13 protein-coding genes and 1 pseudogene are annotated in these 16465 nt (G+C 64.0%); 9 read left to right on the plus strand and 5 right to left on the minus strand.

Annotated features, from left to right (window positions below; all coding sequences use genetic code 11):
* Positions 1-192: 192 nt before the first annotated feature.
* The gene (locus DIE03_RS17780) at positions 193-1395 is read left to right on the plus strand and encodes a sugar transporter (RefSeq protein WP_124452548.1); all 1203 of its coding nucleotides are present in this window, start codon (positions 193-195) and stop codon (positions 1393-1395) included.
* 28 nt (positions 1396-1423) lie between these two features.
* Here the strand turns inward: DIE03_RS17780 and DIE03_RS17785 are convergent, their stop codons facing one another.
* Entirely contained in the window at positions 1424-2200 is a 777-nt protein-coding gene (locus DIE03_RS17785; protein ID WP_124452549.1) for an SDR family NAD(P)-dependent oxidoreductase, read from the minus strand.
* A gap of 158 nt (positions 2201-2358) precedes the next feature.
* Here DIE03_RS17785 and DIE03_RS17790 point away from each other — a divergent pair, with 158 nt between their 5' ends.
* The gene (locus DIE03_RS17790) at positions 2359-3261 is read left to right on the plus strand and encodes a LysR family transcriptional regulator (protein ID WP_124452778.1); all 903 of its coding nucleotides are present in this window, start codon (positions 2359-2361) and stop codon (positions 3259-3261) included.
* A gap of 224 nt (positions 3262-3485) precedes the next feature.
* Here the strand turns inward: DIE03_RS17790 and DIE03_RS17795 are convergent, their stop codons facing one another.
* From DIE03_RS17795 to DIE03_RS17805, 3 genes are all read right to left on the minus strand, one after another.
* Positions 3486-4751, minus strand: coding sequence for a helix-turn-helix domain-containing protein (locus DIE03_RS17795; protein ID WP_260434910.1), 1266 nt, complete (start codon positions 4749-4751; stop codon positions 3486-3488).
* A 70-nt stretch (positions 4752-4821) separates the two neighbouring features.
* Entirely contained in the window at positions 4822-5949 is a 1128-nt protein-coding gene (locus DIE03_RS17800) for an NAD(P)-dependent alcohol dehydrogenase (RefSeq protein WP_124452550.1), read from the minus strand.
* A 14-nt stretch (positions 5950-5963) separates the two neighbouring features.
* Positions 5964-7436 carry a benzaldehyde dehydrogenase gene (locus DIE03_RS17805; RefSeq protein WP_124452552.1) on the minus strand — a complete coding sequence of 491 codons (1473 nt, stop codon included), beginning with the start codon at positions 7434-7436 and terminating at the stop codon, positions 5964-5966.
* A 712-nt stretch (positions 7437-8148) separates the two neighbouring features.
* Between DIE03_RS17805 and DIE03_RS17810 the strand changes: the two genes are divergently transcribed.
* Positions 8149-9783: a P-loop ATPase, Sll1717 family gene (locus DIE03_RS17810; protein ID WP_260434903.1), complete on the plus strand. Its 1635-nt coding sequence runs from the start codon at positions 8149-8151 to the stop codon at positions 9781-9783.
* A gap of 236 nt (positions 9784-10019) precedes the next feature.
* Here the strand turns inward: DIE03_RS17810 and DIE03_RS17820 are convergent, their stop codons facing one another.
* Complete coding sequence (locus DIE03_RS17820; protein WP_124452555.1) at positions 10020-10367, minus strand: hypothetical protein; 348 nt, start codon at positions 10365-10367, stop codon at positions 10020-10022.
* 443 nt (positions 10368-10810) lie between these two features.
* On the opposite strand from DIE03_RS17820, the gene DIE03_RS17825 reads away from it, so the two are divergent.
* The 6 genes and pseudogenes from DIE03_RS17825 (at position 10811) to catA (ending at position 16443) form a co-directional block, all read left to right on the plus strand.
* Positions 10811-13171: a TonB-dependent receptor gene (locus tag DIE03_RS17825; RefSeq protein WP_124452557.1), complete on the plus strand. Its 2361-nt coding sequence runs from the start codon at positions 10811-10813 to the stop codon at positions 13169-13171.
* Between the two features lie 56 nt (positions 13172-13227).
* Positions 13228-13788 (plus strand): MotA/TolQ/ExbB proton channel family protein, encoded by a 561-nt coding sequence (locus tag DIE03_RS17830; RefSeq protein ID WP_260434904.1) that lies wholly within the window; start codon positions 13228-13230, stop codon positions 13786-13788.
* A complete protein-coding gene (locus DIE03_RS17835) occupies positions 13785-14183 on the plus strand; it encodes a biopolymer transporter ExbD (protein WP_124452559.1) in 399 nt (132 codons plus the stop codon). Before DIE03_RS17830 ends, DIE03_RS17835 begins: the two co-directional genes overlap by 4 nt.
* Positions 14176-14889 (plus strand): energy transducer TonB, encoded by a 714-nt coding sequence (locus DIE03_RS17840; protein ID WP_260434905.1) that lies wholly within the window; start codon positions 14176-14178, stop codon positions 14887-14889. The genes DIE03_RS17835 and DIE03_RS17840 overlap by 8 nt, the downstream gene beginning before the upstream one ends.
* 386 nt (positions 14890-15275) lie before the next feature.
* Positions 15276-15404: pseudogene (locus DIE03_RS17850) on the plus strand (muconate cycloisomerase); the annotation flags it as partial.
* 94 nt (positions 15405-15498) lie between these two features.
* Positions 15499-16443, plus strand: coding sequence for a catechol 1,2-dioxygenase (catA, locus tag DIE03_RS17855; RefSeq protein ID WP_124452563.1), 945 nt, complete (start codon positions 15499-15501; stop codon positions 16441-16443).
* The last annotated feature ends 22 nt before the right edge of the window (positions 16444-16465 follow it).

Raw genomic sequence — 16465 nt, forward strand, 5'->3', positions numbered from 1 at the left:
AGCGTTCGGGCAAATCGTCGGCAAAAACCCATTCGTTACATTATCGGTGCGCGGCCGTGTCACCGCCATGTCCCGCGCCGCACATGCCGCACGCGCCGCGCCCGGCGGCAGCGTGTCGAACGGCGCTGGTACAATCGCGCCGATGCGCCGGGCGGGCCGCCCGCGCGCGCCCAACCTTCGTCGAATCCCCGTATGGCAACCCCCGACGCCGTCAGTTCCGAACAATCGTGGTGGGGCGTTCTGGCCCTTGCGCTCTCCGCCTTCATCTTCAACACCACCGAATTCGTACCCGTCGCGCTGTTGAGCGCGATCGGCGACAGCCTGCAGATGCAGCCGACCGCCGTCGGCCTGATGCTGACGATCTACGCGTGGGCCGTCGCGGTCGTCTCGTTGCCGCTGACCTTCGTCACGCGGCACGTCGAGCGCCGCAAGCTGTTGAGCGTGGCGCTGCTGGTGTTCATCGGCAGTCATGTCGTGACCGGCTTCGCGTGGAACTTCACCGTGCTGATGATCGGCCGGCTCGGCATCGCGTGCGCGCATGCGGTGTTCTGGTCGATTTCGATCCCGCTCGCGGTACGGCTCGCGCCGAGCGACCGTAAAAGCCGTGCGCTCAGCCTGATCGCGATGGGCTCGGCGATCGCGATGGTGGCCGGGATTCCGCTCGGCCGCGTGATCGGCGAGGCGTTCGGCTGGCGCGTCACGTTCCTGATCATCGCGGGCGCGGCGGGCGTCGCGCTGCTGTTGCTGCGCGCCACGCTGCCGTTGCTGCCGAGCCAGGGCGCCGGATCGCTGAGCAGCATCGGCGTATTTCTGCGCAAGCCCGCGCTGGTCGCGCTGTACGCGATCACCGTGCTGGTCGTGTCCGCGCACTTCACGTCGTACACGTACATCGAACCGTTCGTGCAGAGCATCAACCACGCGAGCAACAGCCGGATCACGTACGTACTGATCCTGTTCGGCGTCGCCGGCCTGCCGGCCGCGGTCTGCTTCAATCGCGTCTATCCGCACCGGCCCGACGATTTCCTGCTGGCGTCGATCGTGGCGCTGTCAGGCTGCCTGCTGATCCTGTTCCCGTGCGCGCTGAACATCGTCACGCTGTCGGTGCATACGCTGGTGTGGGGCGGCGCGATCGTCTGTTTCGGGCTGGCGATGCAGGCGTGGGTGCTGAAGCTGGCGCCGGAGGCGACCGACCTGGCCGTGTCGATCTACTCCGGGCTGTACAACGTCGGGATCGGCGCCGGCGCGCTGCTCGGCAACCATATCGCGGGCGACTTCGGGCTGCCGTGGATCGGCACCTTCGGCGGCGTGGTCGCGATCTTCGCGGCCGGGATCGCGTGGGCCGCGTTGCGGCTGCACGCGAAACGGGAAGCGGCGGTCGCGGCCCCCGCACCTTGAAGCCGCTGCGCGGCTCGCGCCCCGTGGATCATGCCACCGAATAGCCGCCGTCGGCCACGAGTGCATGCCCCGACACGTAGCTTGAGTCGTCCGACGCGAGGAATGCGACGATCGTCGCCATTTCCTCGGCGGAACCCCACCGTCCTGCCGGTGTCGACGCGGCGAACGCCTGTTGCGCTTCGTCCGACGGCCAGATGCCGCGGTGATGGAACGGCGTTTCGATCAGGCCGGGGCACAGCGCGTTGACGCGGACGCCGCGCTTGAACCACTCGATCGACGCCGTCTTCGTCATCCCGATTACCGCGTGCTTGCTCGCGATATAGACCGACGCGTTCTCGAAGCCGATCAGGCCGCCCATCGACGCGTTGTTGATGATGCTGCCCGACCCCTGGCGCAGCATGATTTCGGCCGCGAACTTCATCGAGTTGAAGACGCCGCGCACGTTCGGCTCGAACACCTTGTCGAAACTTTCCGCGTTCTGCTCGAGCAGCGGCGCGAACACGCCTTCCGTGCCGGCATTGTTGAACGCGATGTCGAGGCGGCCGTAAGTCGATACCGCGAAGTCGAAGAGCTTGCGCAGATCGTCTTCGTTAGCGACGTCCGCCGCGAATGCGCGGGCTTCGCCGCCGGCCGTCGCGATCTCGTCGACCAGTCGATCGAGTTCCGTCTTGCGCCGGGCGCTGACGACGACCTTCGCGCCGCGTCGCGCGAGTTCGATCGCCGATGCGCGGCCGATGCCGGAACTGGCGCCCGTCACCACGGCGATGCGGCCTTCGAGTTGGGCAGGTTGAGTGCTTGCGTTCATGATGCGTTTCTCCAGAGTGGTTGACCGTCCACGTCAATGCGACGTCTGGTGCCCATTGTGGGCGCTCGATCGTCGCAATAAAATGGAACAATTACGCATTCAGAATTCCTGATTCAGGAATTAAGTGCGCAGTTTCCGGTGCGTCAGAAGGGTTCGCCATGCTCAATCGACTCGATCTCCTCAAGATCTTTGCCGCGGCTGCCGCGGCCCCCACGTTCCGCGAGGCGGCGGCGCGTCTCGGCGTATCGCCGCAGGTCGTGACGCGCGCGGTGCGCGAGCTGGAGGAGATGCTCGGCGAAACGTTGTTTCACCGGACGACCCGCAGCATCCGGATTACCGCATTCGGCCAGTCGTTCGCGCGTGACGCGCAGGCGGCGCTTTCCGCCGTCGACGGGCTGTTCGGGCCCGCGGCCGGCCAGGTCGACGAGCCGGTCGGCATCGTCAGGATCACCGCGCCGTCAGGCATGGGGCGGCATTACGTGCAGCCGATCCTCACCGGCCTCATGCAGCAGTATCCGGGGCTCGTGCCCGATCTGCGGCTGTCCGACGTGCCGTCGCCGGTGGTCGACGAGCAGATCGACATCGGCGTGCGCGTCGGCGCGATCGGCGACAACCGCTTCGTCGCGCGCATGGTCGGGCCGCTGCCGATGTGGGTCGTGGGCGCGCCGTCGCTGATCGAGCGGCTGGGCGAGCCGAAAAACCGCAAGGCACTCGAAGCGATGCCGGTGACGTGCCTGATCGACCGCGCGAGCGGTCGCGCGTGGCCGTGGATCTTTCGGGGAGAGCAACACTTCGTTCCGTCGTCGCCGGCCTATCTGACGGACGACACCGAGGTGGAGATCGAGGCCGTGTGTGCCGGAGCCGGGTTCGGCCAGTGCTCGGAGTACCTGGTCCGGCAGTATGTCCGGAAGGGGCGCTTGGTGCGCCTGTTGCCGAGTCTCGAACCCGAGCCGTGGAAGCTGCACGTCTATCGGCCGCGGCGCGGCCCGATGCCCCGGCGTATCCGCGTGGTGTACGACGAACTGGTGGCGAAGCTCGCGGAGGCGACATGGCGGGAGTAGGGGCCGCCGCTGCGGTGCCGTCCGCCGACACGCTGCGGGATCGTCATGGTGTCGCCGCACCCGCATGCGGTGATCGCGGGCGACTCCGTGCTGCCGTGGATCGACGCCATCGACGGCGTGGTCGGCAGCGTTCGCGGCCGGGCTCGCGTGGCTCGCGTTGCAGCGGCACGTGTGGCGGGCAGTGGCACCGGGCCATCGCCCACGGCCCGCATCCTGCCGAACCGTCAATGCGCCCCGTCGCGCCCGATCCCCGCCGCTTCGCGCTGCCGCAGTTTCGCGTACAGCGTCGTGCGTGAAATGCCGAGCTGCCGCGCGGCCGCCGACACATTGCCGTCGTGCTCGTCGAGCGCCCGCCGGATCGCATCGAGCGACTGTTCGTGCAGGCTTGCCTGTGGGCCGGCGGCCGGCACCGCATGGCATACATCGGCGGCTTCTTCGAGCACATCGGCGTGACGCGCCGTCGCCGCATGATCGAGCGGCGCACGCACGGTGCGTACCCATACGTGGCTACCATCGTCGCGCGCGATCCGCTGCGGCGTGCGGGCCGGTGTCAGCAAACGGCGCCGCTGCGCAGGCGTCGCGCCGGGAAACAGTTGCCGGAGATCGTACGGGGCCACCGTCCCGACGGCCGCGAGGTCGAGCATCTGACGCGCCAGCCGGCTTACAGCGCGCACCCGGCCCGCTGCGTCGAGCGCGATGACGCCGGCGAGCGGCGTGCCGAGCCAGCGCGGATCGAATTGCACCTGCAGCAGATGGCAGTCGCGCAGCATCGCATAAAGCCGCTGCTCGGCGGACAGCGACGCGTGCCGGAACGGCTCGCGCAGCTGCACGACGTTGCGCCTGCCGATGCCGGTGATATCGAGCGCGCCGATCACTTCGCCGTTGAAGCCCACCAGCGGCACCGCGAGGCAGAACACCCGCGACAGCTCGTCGAGATAGTGCTGCGCGCCCGCGACGACGGCTTCGGCGCCGTCGTGAATCACGCAGCTCGGCGCGGTCGTGCCGATGTTCGGTTCGACGATCCGGCGCCCGGCGACGATCGGCGTCAGCAGCGCGTCGTCGCATTGCGGGCTGCGGCGCGCATGGATGATCGTGCCGTGCGGATTGACGCACATGATCGTCCATTCGCTGCCGCCGAATGCGGCCCACAGCGGCTCGATCTCCTGCGCGACGCAGCGGTAGAGCCGCCGGTCCGCGCGCGATTCGTCGTGCTCGCGCTGCATTTCATAGCGGGCGGTTTGCCATGGCCGCAGCCCGGCGTCGCGCGAACGCAGCCACGAGCGCGCGACGCTGGCCGGCAACGCCGCTTCCGGCAGCGGCTCGCCCGCCGCGAAGCGGGCGCGGAGGCGGTCGAGGTCGACCGGCCGTGAAAGGGATTCGGGGGCTGTATTCACGCTGCGCTCCAGTTTGGGTCGAAGGGCCGGGCCGGACGTGCCGGGCTGGCGTGTCGCGCGAATGCGTAATATAGCCCGGTCCCCAAAGCAGGGCATTTTCACGAGAAGAGGCGCCGCCGCGCGCGGCCGATTTGCGTCGGCGTGCCGCCGGCGGCGCCTTTTGCGTTCAATGCGGCAAACGCAGGATCGGCTTGAGCGTGATGCCTTTGCTGCTGTCCTCGGCGGCTTGGTTGATCTGCTCGAGCGGATAGAACTTCACCAGCCGGTCGAACGGGAACCGCCCTTGCAGGTACAGTTGCACGAGCTGCGGGATGAACGTCTGCGGCACGCTGTCGCCTTCGACGATGCCGCGGATCGTATGGCCGCCGAGCAGCAGGCTGTTGACGTCGAATTCGGCCTTGGTGCCGAGCTTCGGCGCGCCGACCACGCCCATCGTTCCGCGCGAGCCGAGCGCGTCGATCCCTTGCGACAGCACGGCCGGCAGCCCGGTCGACTCGAGCGCGAAGTCGACGCCGCCGCCGGTGATCTCACGGATCGCGTCGACGACGTCGACTTCCCGGCTGTTGATTGCATGCGTCGCGCCGAGCTCCAGCGCGAGCGCGAGCCGCGACGGCACGATGTCGACGGCGATGATCGTCGTCGCGCCGGCGATGCGCGCGGCCATCACGGCGCTCATGCCGACCGCGCCCGCGCCGAAGCTCGCGAAGCTGCTGCCGGTGCGCACCGCGAGCGAATTGATTACGGCGCCCGCGCCGGTCTGGATCCCGCAGCCGAGCGGGCCGAGCAGTTCGAGCGGCGCTTCCTTCGGCACCTTGATCGCGTTGTTCTCGCGTGCGAGCGCGTAGCTCGCGAACGACGACTGCGCGAAGAAATGATCGTTCAGCGGTTGTCCGGCTTCGTCCCGGATGGCCGTCTGCCCGTCGGCGTCGGCGCCGCCGAAATTCAGCGCGAAGAACTGCCGGCAGTACGCGCCGTGACCGCCCACGCACGACGCGCAATGGCCGCACGCACCGTAGGTCAGCACGACGTGATCGCCGGCGGCGAGCGTCTTCACATTCGGGCCGACCGCCTCGACCACGCCGGCGCCTTCGTGACCGAGCACGGCCGGCAGCGGCACCGGATAGTACTGGTCGCGCACGATCAGGTCGGTATGGCACAAGCCGGTCGCGACGACGCGCACCAGCACCTCGTCGCCGCGCGGCGCGCGGATGCGGGCCGCTTCGATCGAGAAGGGCGCGCCGGCGGCGCGCGCGACGGCCGCGGTGACGGCGCGCGTATCGTTTTCGGTGTACATGGTCGGTCTCCTCGTCAAATCGGATACAGCGGCGCTTCGCCCTTGATCGTCAGCCACTGCCACTGCGTGAATTCCTCCCAGTTTGCCGCACCGCCGATGCTCGAACCGTTGCCCGAGGCGCCCACGCCGCCGAACGGGTTGATCACTTCGTCGTTGACCGTCTGGTCGTTGATGTGCAGCAGCCCCGTGTTCAAGCGCTCGCCGATCCTCAGTGCGCGGCCGACGTCGGCCGACAGGATCGCCATCGACAGCCCGTATTCGGTCTTGTTCGCGAGCGCGATCGCGTCTTCGTCGGTATCGAATGGCACGACGATCGCGACCGGCCCGAAGATTTCCTCGTCGAATGCCGGATTGCCCGGCGCGACACCGCTCAGCACGGTCGGCTCGAAGAACAGGCCGCGATGGCCGCCGCCCGTCTCGACGCGCGCGCCCGCGCGGCGGGCCGCGTCGACCACGCTCGCCGCATGGTCGCGTTGCGCGGCGTTGATCAGCGGGCCGAGGCCGACGTCGCCGGTGGCCGGGTCGCCGACGCGCAGGCTTCGCGCCGTCTCGACGAGCTTCGCGACGAAGCGGTCGTGAATCGCGCGCTGCACGAGCACGCGGCCGGTCGCCATGCAGATCTGCCCTTGATGCAGATACGCGCCCCACGCGGTGTTGGCGACCGCGCGGTCGAGGTCGGCATCGTCGAGCACGATCAGCGAATTCTTGCCGCCGAGTTCGAGCGATACCTTCTTCAGGTGGCGGCCCGCCGCTTCGCCGACCTTGCGCCCGGCCGCGGTGGAGCCGGTGAACTGGATCATCGCGACGTGCGGATCGGCGACCAGCGCCGCGCCGGCTGCGCCGTCGCCGGGCAGCACGTGCAGCAAGCCTTCGGGCAAGCCGGCGAGTTCGAACACGCGGGCGATCGCGACGCCGCCGCACACGGCGGTGCGCGGATCGGGCTTCAGTACGACCGCGTTGCCGAGTGCGAGCGCCGGCGCGACCGCACGTATCGCGAGGTACAGCGGGAAATTGAACGGCGAGATCACGCCGACTACGCCGCGCGGACGGCGGCGCGCGAGCGACAGCCGGCCGGCCGCCGACGGCAGCACTTCGCCGGCTGCGCGCGACGGCAGGCCGGCCGCTTCGTGCAGCGCCTTGATCGTGACCGACGTTTCGAACGACGCCTTCGCGCGCGTCGAGCCGCTTTCGCGCACGAGCCAGTCGACGATCGCGTCGAAGTGCGTTTCGGCGACTGTCGCCGCGCGGCGCAGGACTGCTGCGCGGTCGTCGTAGGGGAGGGCGAACCATGCGGGCTGCGCGCGATGCGCGGTAGCCGATGCTTCTGCGATGGCCGCGCTGTCGGCGACGCCGATGCGGCCGAGGGTGTTGCCGGTCGCCGGTTCGATCACGTCGGCTGATTGCGGGCTTGCGTGCCACTGGCCGTTGAAGGTCTTGCCGCGCCAGATGTCGGTGTCGAACAATGCGGGGGTGCTGCTGCTATCCATGTGCGCTCCTGGTGAATTCGGATCGGCCGGGTCGGTTTTGTTGCGTGGGCATCGACCGGCATGCGCGCGAGGGTAGGCGGGCGGGCGAAACGGGGGTATCCGGGTTTGTTCCCACGCGCGGAGGGCGCGTGGAGTGGGGGGCGTTCGCGATTGGGTGTGCGGAAATTGGACAGTTGTTGGGCGGGTTGTTGCCGCATGTGGTCTGGTGACACGGCGGATATGACTCGTGCAGCGCGATGTGCGCCGTATCCGACGGCTCAGCGTGCAAACGTGCGCTCACACTTCTTCGGAGCGGCAGTTACCGACCCTTTGCGGCACGTCGGTGAGTTTCTCCGAATGTCTCGGCCTCACCAAAAACGGACCTTACCATCCCGACTACGCCCCCCGCGGGGGGCTTGACAACTCCTGTTTAAGAATTAGCTCTATTCCGTCGAACGGTGGCGCCAGCGAATATCGGATGGATCCGCACCGAGTGGAAAAGCTTTGCGGATGGAAGCCAAGCTTGGCATACTCAGCGAAACGAACTGAGGTGCCCTCGTGCGCGACGCAGCACCTCCCCTCCGTCACCGAAGCTGACTCCTTTTCGTTTTTCAGATCGTGGTAGTTTGTTCGTTACACATTTTCCGATATTCTGTACGCTGAAAGCCTTCGTTTGCAGAGTCGCACCATGCGCCAAGCGAAGTGATAAAACGACACAAAAACTCGAACTGAAATGATAGAGACCAATCACGGTTTTCACTTTCGGCTTCGCCGCGGTGCATCAATCGGGGAGCTTGACGCCGAGTCAGATGGCGATTTTTTGTCGTCCTGTTTCGTGGATACGGGAGACTTCGAGACGCTGAAAGACTGCCGGTCTCCACACCGCATAATTGTCGGACGGACGGGATCAGGGAAGACTGCACTGATCAATCATTTGATTGAAAATATAACTAACGTCATCGTAGTATCCCCAGAAAACCTTTCCCTTAATTATCTTTCAAATTCCGATATTCTTGTTACCCTAGAAAAAGCTGGGGTTAAGCTGGATATTTTCTACGGATTGCTTTGGAAGCATGTTTTTGCCGTTGAGCTACTAAAGCGACGTTGCCATCTTACTAACGAAGAGAAGACGCGTAGCTGGATCGCGGGGTTTATTCCCACGCTGAAGCGAAAAGATCAGGCCAAGGAACGCGCTTTTAACTACTTGTCTACATGGGGCGATACTTTTTGGCAAGAGACCGAATATCGGGTGAAGGAAGTTACCGAAAAGCTTGAGGGGGAAATTACGTCGAAACTTGGGGCAGAAATCGGCGCATTGAAGGCGGATGTGAGCGGTAGCCTCAAAAGGATGGATGAGCGTAAGACGGAGGTTGTTAACAAGGCGCAGACCGTTATAAATTCGATTCAAATTAAAGCGCTTGCCGACGTGATCGCGTTAATGAACGAAGAAATATTTACAGACCCCCAGCAAAAATATTATCTTGTTATTGATCGACTTGATGAAAACTGGGTTGATGACGATCTCCGATACAGGCTAATTCGCGCTTTGATTGAGTGTGTGAAGACATTTCGAAGTGTTGTGAATGTAAAAATAATTGTGGCTTTGCGTCAAGATCTCGTTCAAACGGTGTTTGAAAGGACCCGCGATGCAGGGTTCCAAGAAGAAAAGTACGCTGCGCTTTTTTTGCAACTTCGGTGGGAAAAGAATCTTTTGATAAAGATGCTCAATGAGCGAATTATACGGTTGGTGCGGGAGCAATATACTTTATCACCAATTGAGTTAGTAGATTTGTTTCCAAAAACGATTGGAAAAGAGGTGTTCGTTGATTATCTGCTAGAGCGAACTCACTACCGCCCGAGAGACGCGATCTCATTTATAAACGAATGCTTAAAGCGCTCAGAGGGTAAGGGGCAGGTTACAGTTCAGACAGTTAGAAATGCGGAAATAGAATATTCGACAACACGAATGAATGCACTAAGTTTCGAATGGACTTCTCATTTCCCGGATTTCTTGGAATATTTGCCGCTGATAGAGCAAATGCCATCTAAATTTAGGCTATCTCAAATCCACAAAGATCGTATCAATGAGTTTGCTGTTGCCAAGTGTTTCGACGGTGAACATGCCGTCGACCCGGTAATTCGGGCCGGATTTGCATTTATAAATAATGATAACACTCATGCGTTCCGTGTTGAACTTATAAAAGCACTTTACTCAATAGGTGTGGTGGGTCTAAAGCTGGCGTCTTTTAATAGTCAGATTTGGGCATATATGGATATCAACGCACCTGGTGACGGGCAAATTCGGGCCAACTCGGAAGTATTTATTCATCCCATGGCATGGGCGAGACTTGGCGTGAAGCCGAACTAGATAGAAGATGAGTGGGGCGTCACAGCAGTGAAACTTAAACCCGCTCAAGCGGAAATCACCGCCGAGCGTAGGTCAGTTCGCCGAATCGTCGGTCGTCGCTTTGCAAAATGGGCAGCTCGTCGCTCGCCAACAGACGTTCGCCAGCCCGCCGCAAATGTCCGCTCATGGCCGAAGGCAGTCGGTCACCACCCGTGACATGAAACCGGCGCAGCTCGCCCGTCAATCGACGATCCTGCTCACGCGAGTTCCACCGGACCGTGATCGTCGCAGTGATCGCCATGCGGGTGATGCAGATGCCCGTCGACCAGGTAGTCGACGTGATCGCCGTGCGGTACCGCCTCGTGTCCGCAGCCGGGACCGTGGACGTGGCCCGGTTCGTGGCCGCCGCAATTCGACGTGCACTGGTCCGGATTGTTTGCACTGACCTCGACCTTGTGTTCGTCGACATGATCGCCGTGCGGATGATGCAAATGGCCATCGTGCAGATAGTCGACGTGGTCGCCATGCTTGATTGCGGTATGTCCGCAGCCCGGGCCGTGCTGATGGTCATGGCGGGCATGATGAGCTTCGTTGCACGTACTCATGCTTGTCTCCTATGTCTGCCTGGCCGCGCGAGACGATCGACGGACACCTGTCTGCGCGCCATCGAAGCACGCTTCGACGGGGGGATTGCGCCCGACGGAGAACTGCACTGTCACAGGTCACGAAACCGGAGCACGTGAGGCGCTTCCGGTCAGCATACTCGCGGCCCATCATGAATACCAGCCGGTGCTTCCGTGCCGTCCACTGCACTCGCCAGAGCGCGTCCATCCGCAACAAAAGGGGGCATTGTGCGCGACGAATGCAATGTTATATCATCGCGAAATTCCGGCGCGACGCGGTCGTTTCATATGCTTACGCCGGCAAAAAGCCTCCCGTAAGCGAGAAGTAATACGCTGAAAACGATACGTTATATCGTATCCAATTCTTCAGCGTAACGCTTCATCGTGCTCTCACGGGAACAAACGACCCCATCCCGAAGCGCACCATGAATCTCCATCGCTTGCTACTGTCCCGGGCTGCCGTCCTGGCGTTCACCGCGGTCCTCCAGGCCGAGACGTTTGCTGCCGACGCCGGCACCACGCTCGCCGGCACCGTCGCTGATGCGCAAGGGCACGCGCTCGCCCACGCCCGCGTCGCGCTCCAGGACGCCGATGGCCACGCAGTGGCGCACGTGCAGTCTGGCGCCGACGGCCACTTCCGGTTCGACAACGTCGCGCCCGGTACCTATGCGGCAGTCGTCGACGCCGCCGGTTATGCGACCGGCACGAGCATCGCGACGGTCGCACAAGGCGAAACGCCCGCGCCGCTCGACGTCAAACTCGGCAAGGACACCGGTACGCTCGACGTGACGGTCAACGCGAAACGGCTCGATCGCGCGCGCAACGGGCTGCTGCCGGACGTCGGCGCCAGCGTCTACCGGTTCTCGCAGGCCGACATCGACACGCTGCCCCAAGGTGAGAACACGCCGCTCAACCAGGTGCTGCTCCAGGCGCCGGGGGTGGCCTACGATTCGTACGGTCAATTGCACGTGCGCGGCGATCACGCGAACCTGCAATACCGGCTGAACGGCATCATCATCCCCGAGCCGATCAGCGGGTTCGGCCAGTCGCTCGACACGCGGATCGTCGACCAGGTGAACTTCGTCACCGGTGCACTGCCTGCGCAATACGGCTATCGGACGGCCGGCGTCGTCGACATCCGCACGAAGTCCGGCGACACCGGTAACGGCGGCACGATCGACGTCTACGGCGGCAGCCATCAGACGATCCAGACGAGCGCCGACGTATTCGGTTCGAGCGGCCCGCTCAGCTATTACTTTTCCGGCACGCTCGGCGAGAACAATCTCGGCATCGAGGCGCCGACGTCGAACGGGAATCCGCTGCACGATCACACGCGGCAAGGCAACGCGTTCGGCTACATCTCGTATCTGCTGAATCCGCTCACGCGCGCGAGCCTGATGTTCGGCGCAACGAGCAACCGCTTCGAGATCCCGAACACCCCCGGCGTCGCGCCCGCATTTACGCTCAACGGGAACTCGACGTTCGACTCGGCCGCGCTCAACGAGACGCAGGCGGAACTGAACAACTTCGCGGTGTTCGCGTTGCAAGGCACGAATGGCGGTGCACTCGACTATCAGGTCGCGCTGTTCACGCGCTACACGCGCACGAAATTCAATCCTGATCCGGTCGGCGATCTGATTTTCAACGGCGTCGCGTCCGACGATTTCCACAGCAACCGGGCGAACGGCGTACAGGCCGACTTCACCTATCGCCTGAACGACAGCCATACGTTGCGCGCCGGCCTGATGTTCGAGCGCGAGCACGCGGTCTTCAACGACAACGTCGCCGTGTTTCCTGTGGACGGCAACGGCAATCCGCTGTCGGATCAGCCGACCACGATTTCGGATTCGCACGACAAGTCCGGCTATCTGGTCAGCCTCTATGCGCAGGACGAGTGGAAGATCACGCCGAAGCTGACGCTGAACTACGGACTGCGTATCGATCGCATGAACGAATACGTGCAGGCCGGCCAGTTGAGCCCGCGCATCGGCCTCGTCTATCGGCCGACCGAATCGACGACGCTGCACGCCGGCTACGCGCGTTATTTCACGCCGCCGGCGTTCGAACTGGTGTCCGATTCGACGATCGGCACCTTCAATGGAACGACGAACCAGAGCCCGAACACGCAGAACGATCCGGTCAAGCCCGAGCGCAGCCACTATTTCGACGTCGGCATCGCGCAGCGGCTCACCCCGGCACTCACGGTCGGACTTGACGCGTACTACAAGAAGGTGTCCGATCTGCTCGATGAAGGCCAGTTCGGCAACGCGCTGATCTACACGCCGTTCAACTACCAGTACGGTCGCGTGTACGGCCTCGAATTCACGTCGAGCTACAAGCAGGGCAACGTTTCCGCCTATCTGAACGTCGCGTATAGCCGCGCGCAGGGCAAGAACATCGAATCCGCGCAATTCAACTTCGGCCCCGACGAGCTCGCTTACATCGCGAACCATTGGGTCTACCTCGATCACGATCAGCGCATCACGGCGTCGTTCGGCGGGGCGTATACGCTCGGCAAGACGACCTTCAGCGCCGACGGGATCGTCGGAAGCGGCCTGCGGAGCGGCTTCGCGAATACCGATCGCCTGCCATGGTACGCACAGGTCAATCTCGGCGTGCTCGAGCACTTCGAGGAACCGATCGTGGGCAAATTCGATGCGCGCGTCGCGCTCGTCAACACGTTCGGCCGTGTCTATCAACTGCGGGACGGCTCGGGCATCGGCGTCGGCGCGCCGCAATTCGGGCCGCGGCGCGCGATCTATGCCGGGCTGACCAAGCACTTCTGATTCCCCGACTTGAACGAGGTGACACGATGAATGAATAGACAAGTCTCGCCGATGCGGTGCGCATCGGCGGCTGGGTCGTTTATCCGCTCAGCGTGCTCGCGGTTGTCGCGCTCACGATCATGCTCGACCGCGCGTATGTGTTCTGGCGCCATGCGAGCGGTCGGGTCGGCGCTGCGTCCACGTTGCCGGACCGGCACGTCATGCAACGGCTCGCAGTGATTCTGGATCACGGTGCGACGCCGCTCTGGCATGTCGAGGCGAAGCTCGAGGCTGCCGCCCAGCAGATCGAGCGGGACATGAGCCGCGGCCTGTGGCTGCTCGAGACGATCGTGACGGCGGCACCGCTGCTCGGCCTGCTCGGCACGATCGTCGGGATGATGCATTCGTTCCGGCTCATCGGCGGAGACGGGCTCGTGAGCCCTGCCGGTGTGTCGGGCGGCATCGCGCAAGCGCTCGTCGCGACCGCGATCGGCCTCGTCATCGCGCTCGTTTCGCTGTTCGCGTTCAACTACTTTTCGCGGCGCGTGGACAGGCTGATGGACGATCTCGAATCGCATGCGAACGAACGGCTCGTGGAACTGAGGCTCGCGCGCGAGCACGCGGGAGCTTCGTCATGAAGCTGCGCCGCTCGCGTGCGTCGAAGCGCGGTCGTATCGAGATCATTCCGATGATCGACGTGATGTTCTTCCTGCTCGCGACGTTCATGCTGACTTCGCTCGCGATGCAGCGTCTCGACGCGCTGGGGATCGATCTGCCCCGCGGACGCGCGCAGCAGTTGCAGGCGGAGCGGCCATTGACGCTATCCGTGAACCGCACGAACCAGATCTTCATCAATCAGCAACCGGTGCCGCTCGACCGCGTCAACGATGCCGTCGCGCGTCTGCTCGGACGGAACCACGACATCGTGATCGCGGCGGACGACGGCGCGACGCATGGCATCGTCGTGCAGGCGATGCTCGAAGCCCGGCGCGCCGGGGCCGAGCATTTTCTCGTCGCGGTTCATCGTGACTAGGGACCCGCTCGAAGCAGGTTCGCAGCTCGACCCGTCCGGGTATCGGTTCGCGGGCACCGTCGTGGTCGCCGGCGCAATCTGGTGCGCATTTCTCCTGAGCTCGACGCGGCTGTTTTCCGGCGATGCGCCGGTTCGACAGGCGCCGAAGGCGATTCAGATGCAACTGGTCGAACTGCCCCCGCCGGCGCCGAATGCGCCGCAGCCTGTGCATGTGGCGCCGAAGGCAGCACCTGCGCGGAACCCTGTATCGAAGGCGTTGCCGGTTCGGCCCGCCACGCCTGCGAAACAGGCTGAAGCGACACCGTCGCATGACGTGCCGCCCGCTCGGCAACCGGCGCGGCCGGATCAGGCACAGTCCGCCAAAGCATCGACCGACGAAGCGCGGCTCGCGTCTGCGCCGAATGCGGCATCCGCTGCAACGCATTCGGCCGCAGCGGGAAACGCGCAGGCAAGGTTGATCTCGCAGCCGCTGCCCGTGCTGCCGGACGATCTGCGTGAAGACGGCTATCAAGCCGTCGCGGTGGCGCGCTTTCTCGTTCACGCGGACGGCACGTTCGACATCGACCTCGTCAAACCGACAGCGAATCCCCGGCTCAATCAGATCCTGCTCGAGACGCTGCGCCGGTGGCGCTTTTTCCCCGCGATGGAAAACGGCCGCCCCGTCGAGAGCCGACAGGACGTACGCGTGCATTTCAACGTGAACTGAGCGGCCTCGAGTGGCTCGCGCGAAGCGTCCCGATCGTTCTTCGTCGCCCAAGCCGGAAGCCGAGCCGGCACCGCCGCTCGTTTTCCCCTCAGGAAAACCCTGATTCTCCCGGTAGAGCGCCGGTTTCAAGCCGATTTCCCGATGCCGCAGGCGGCCACATCGCACCCGCAACCACGCGATGGCGCGAATACCCGCGGCCACGCTCCATCAAGCCTTCCAGCCCGCATACCTAGCCAAGAAAGGTATGGCGCGCCGCAATATTTCGCGTTGTAAGCGCGATTTCAATACCCGTCAGGTATCAAAAAGCGCAATCAAAAGTATTGGACGCTCCATTTCCCCGCCGCGTATAAATCCGTTCCATGAACAGCCCCCACGCAGCGCGCCCCATGTTCTCCGCGACCATCGAACGCATCGAAACCCGCGGCGGCGACGTGACCGGTATCGGTAAAGGCACGACCGTCGCGGGGAGGGCCTACGGTCCGGAACGCCCGGAAGCGATGAAGCGCACGATCGACGTGTCCGTCCTACGTGCGACAGGCTGACGAAAGTCGCGCGGTAATCGAGTCGGGCAAAGACCGTCATCCCCCAAATACACATGGAGACACCATCATGAGCGTCAAGGTTTTCGAAACCCGGGAAGTGCAGGATCTGCTGAAGGCTGCGTCGAACGCGGGCGGGAACGGTGCGAAGGGCGGCAACGCACGTACGCAGCAGGTCGTGCTGCGCCTGCTCGGCGACCTGTTCAAGGCGATCGACGATCTCGACATCACGCCCGACGAAGTGTGGGCCGGCGTGAACTATCTAAACAAGCTTGGTCAGGATGGCGAAGCCGCGCTGCTCGCGGCCGGCCTCGGTCTCGAGAAATATCTCGACATCCGGATGGATGCCGAGGACAAGGCACTCGGCGTCGACGGCGGCACGCCGCGCACGATCGAGGGGCCGCTGTACGTCGCGGGCGCACCGGTGCGCGACGGCGTCGCGAAGATCGACCTCGACGCGGACGAAGGCGCGGGCCCGCTGGTGATCCACGGCACGGTCAAGGATCTCGACGGCAAGCCGGTGGCCGGCGCGTTGGTCGAATGCTGGCACGCGAATTCGCACGGCTTCTATTCGCACTTCGACCCGACCGGCAAGCAGAGCGACTTCAACCTGCGCGGCGCGGTGAAGACGGGCGCCGACGGCAAGTATGAATTCCGCACGCTGATGCCGGTCGGCTACGGTTGCCCGCCGCACGGCGCGACGCAGCAACTGCTGAACGGCCTCGGCCGTCACGGCAACCGCCCCGCGCACGTGCACTTCTTCGTCGACAGCCACGATCACCGCAAGCTGACGACGCAGTTCAACATCGCCGGCGATCCGCTGATCTGGGATGACTTCGCGTATGCGACGCGCGAGGAGCTGATTCCGCCCGTGGTCGAAAAGACCGGCGGCACGGCGCTCGGCATGAAGGCCGATGCGTACCAGGACATCGAGTTCAACTTCGTGCTGACGCCGCTCGTGCAGGGCAAGGACAACCAGATCGTCGAACGCCTGCGCGCTTCCGCCACGGTATAACCGCCGGCGGCAGGGTGGCGCG

The sequence above is a fragment of the Burkholderia sp. Bp8992 genome (genome assembly GCF_003853705.1).
Taxonomy (GTDB): Bacteria; Pseudomonadota; Gammaproteobacteria; order Burkholderiales; family Burkholderiaceae; genus Burkholderia.

Excerpts from the sequence above, each read along its gene's own strand:
- DIE03_RS17780 (WP_124452548.1), top strand. The coding sequence starts at position 193 with ATGGCAACCCCCGACGCCGTCAGTTCCGAACAATCGTGGTGGGGCGTT.
- DIE03_RS17785 (WP_124452549.1), bottom strand. The coding sequence starts at position 2,200 with ATGAACGCAAGCACTCAACCTGCCCAACTCGAAGGCCGCATCGCCGTG.
- DIE03_RS17790 (WP_124452778.1), top strand. The coding sequence starts at position 2,359 with ATGCTCAATCGACTCGATCTCCTCAAGATCTTTGCCGCGGCTGCCGCG.
- DIE03_RS17795 (WP_260434910.1), bottom strand. The coding sequence starts at position 4,751 with ATGCCCTGCTTTGGGGACCGGGCTATATTACGCATTCGCGCGACACGC.
- DIE03_RS17800 (WP_124452550.1), bottom strand. The coding sequence starts at position 5,949 with ATGTACACCGAAAACGATACGCGCGCCGTCACCGCGGCCGTCGCGCGC.
- DIE03_RS17805 (WP_124452552.1), bottom strand. The coding sequence starts at position 7,436 with ATGGATAGCAGCAGCACCCCCGCATTGTTCGACACCGACATCTGGCGC.
- DIE03_RS17810 (WP_260434903.1), top strand. The coding sequence starts at position 8,149 with ATGATAGAGACCAATCACGGTTTTCACTTTCGGCTTCGCCGCGGTGCA.
- DIE03_RS17820 (WP_124452555.1), bottom strand. The coding sequence starts at position 10,367 with ATGAGTACGTGCAACGAAGCTCATCATGCCCGCCATGACCATCAGCAC.
- DIE03_RS17825 (WP_124452557.1), top strand. The coding sequence starts at position 10,811 with ATGAATCTCCATCGCTTGCTACTGTCCCGGGCTGCCGTCCTGGCGTTC.
- DIE03_RS17835 (WP_124452559.1), top strand. The coding sequence starts at position 13,785 with ATGAAGCTGCGCCGCTCGCGTGCGTCGAAGCGCGGTCGTATCGAGATC.
- catA (WP_124452563.1), top strand. The coding sequence starts at position 15,499 with ATGAGCGTCAAGGTTTTCGAAACCCGGGAAGTGCAGGATCTGCTGAAG.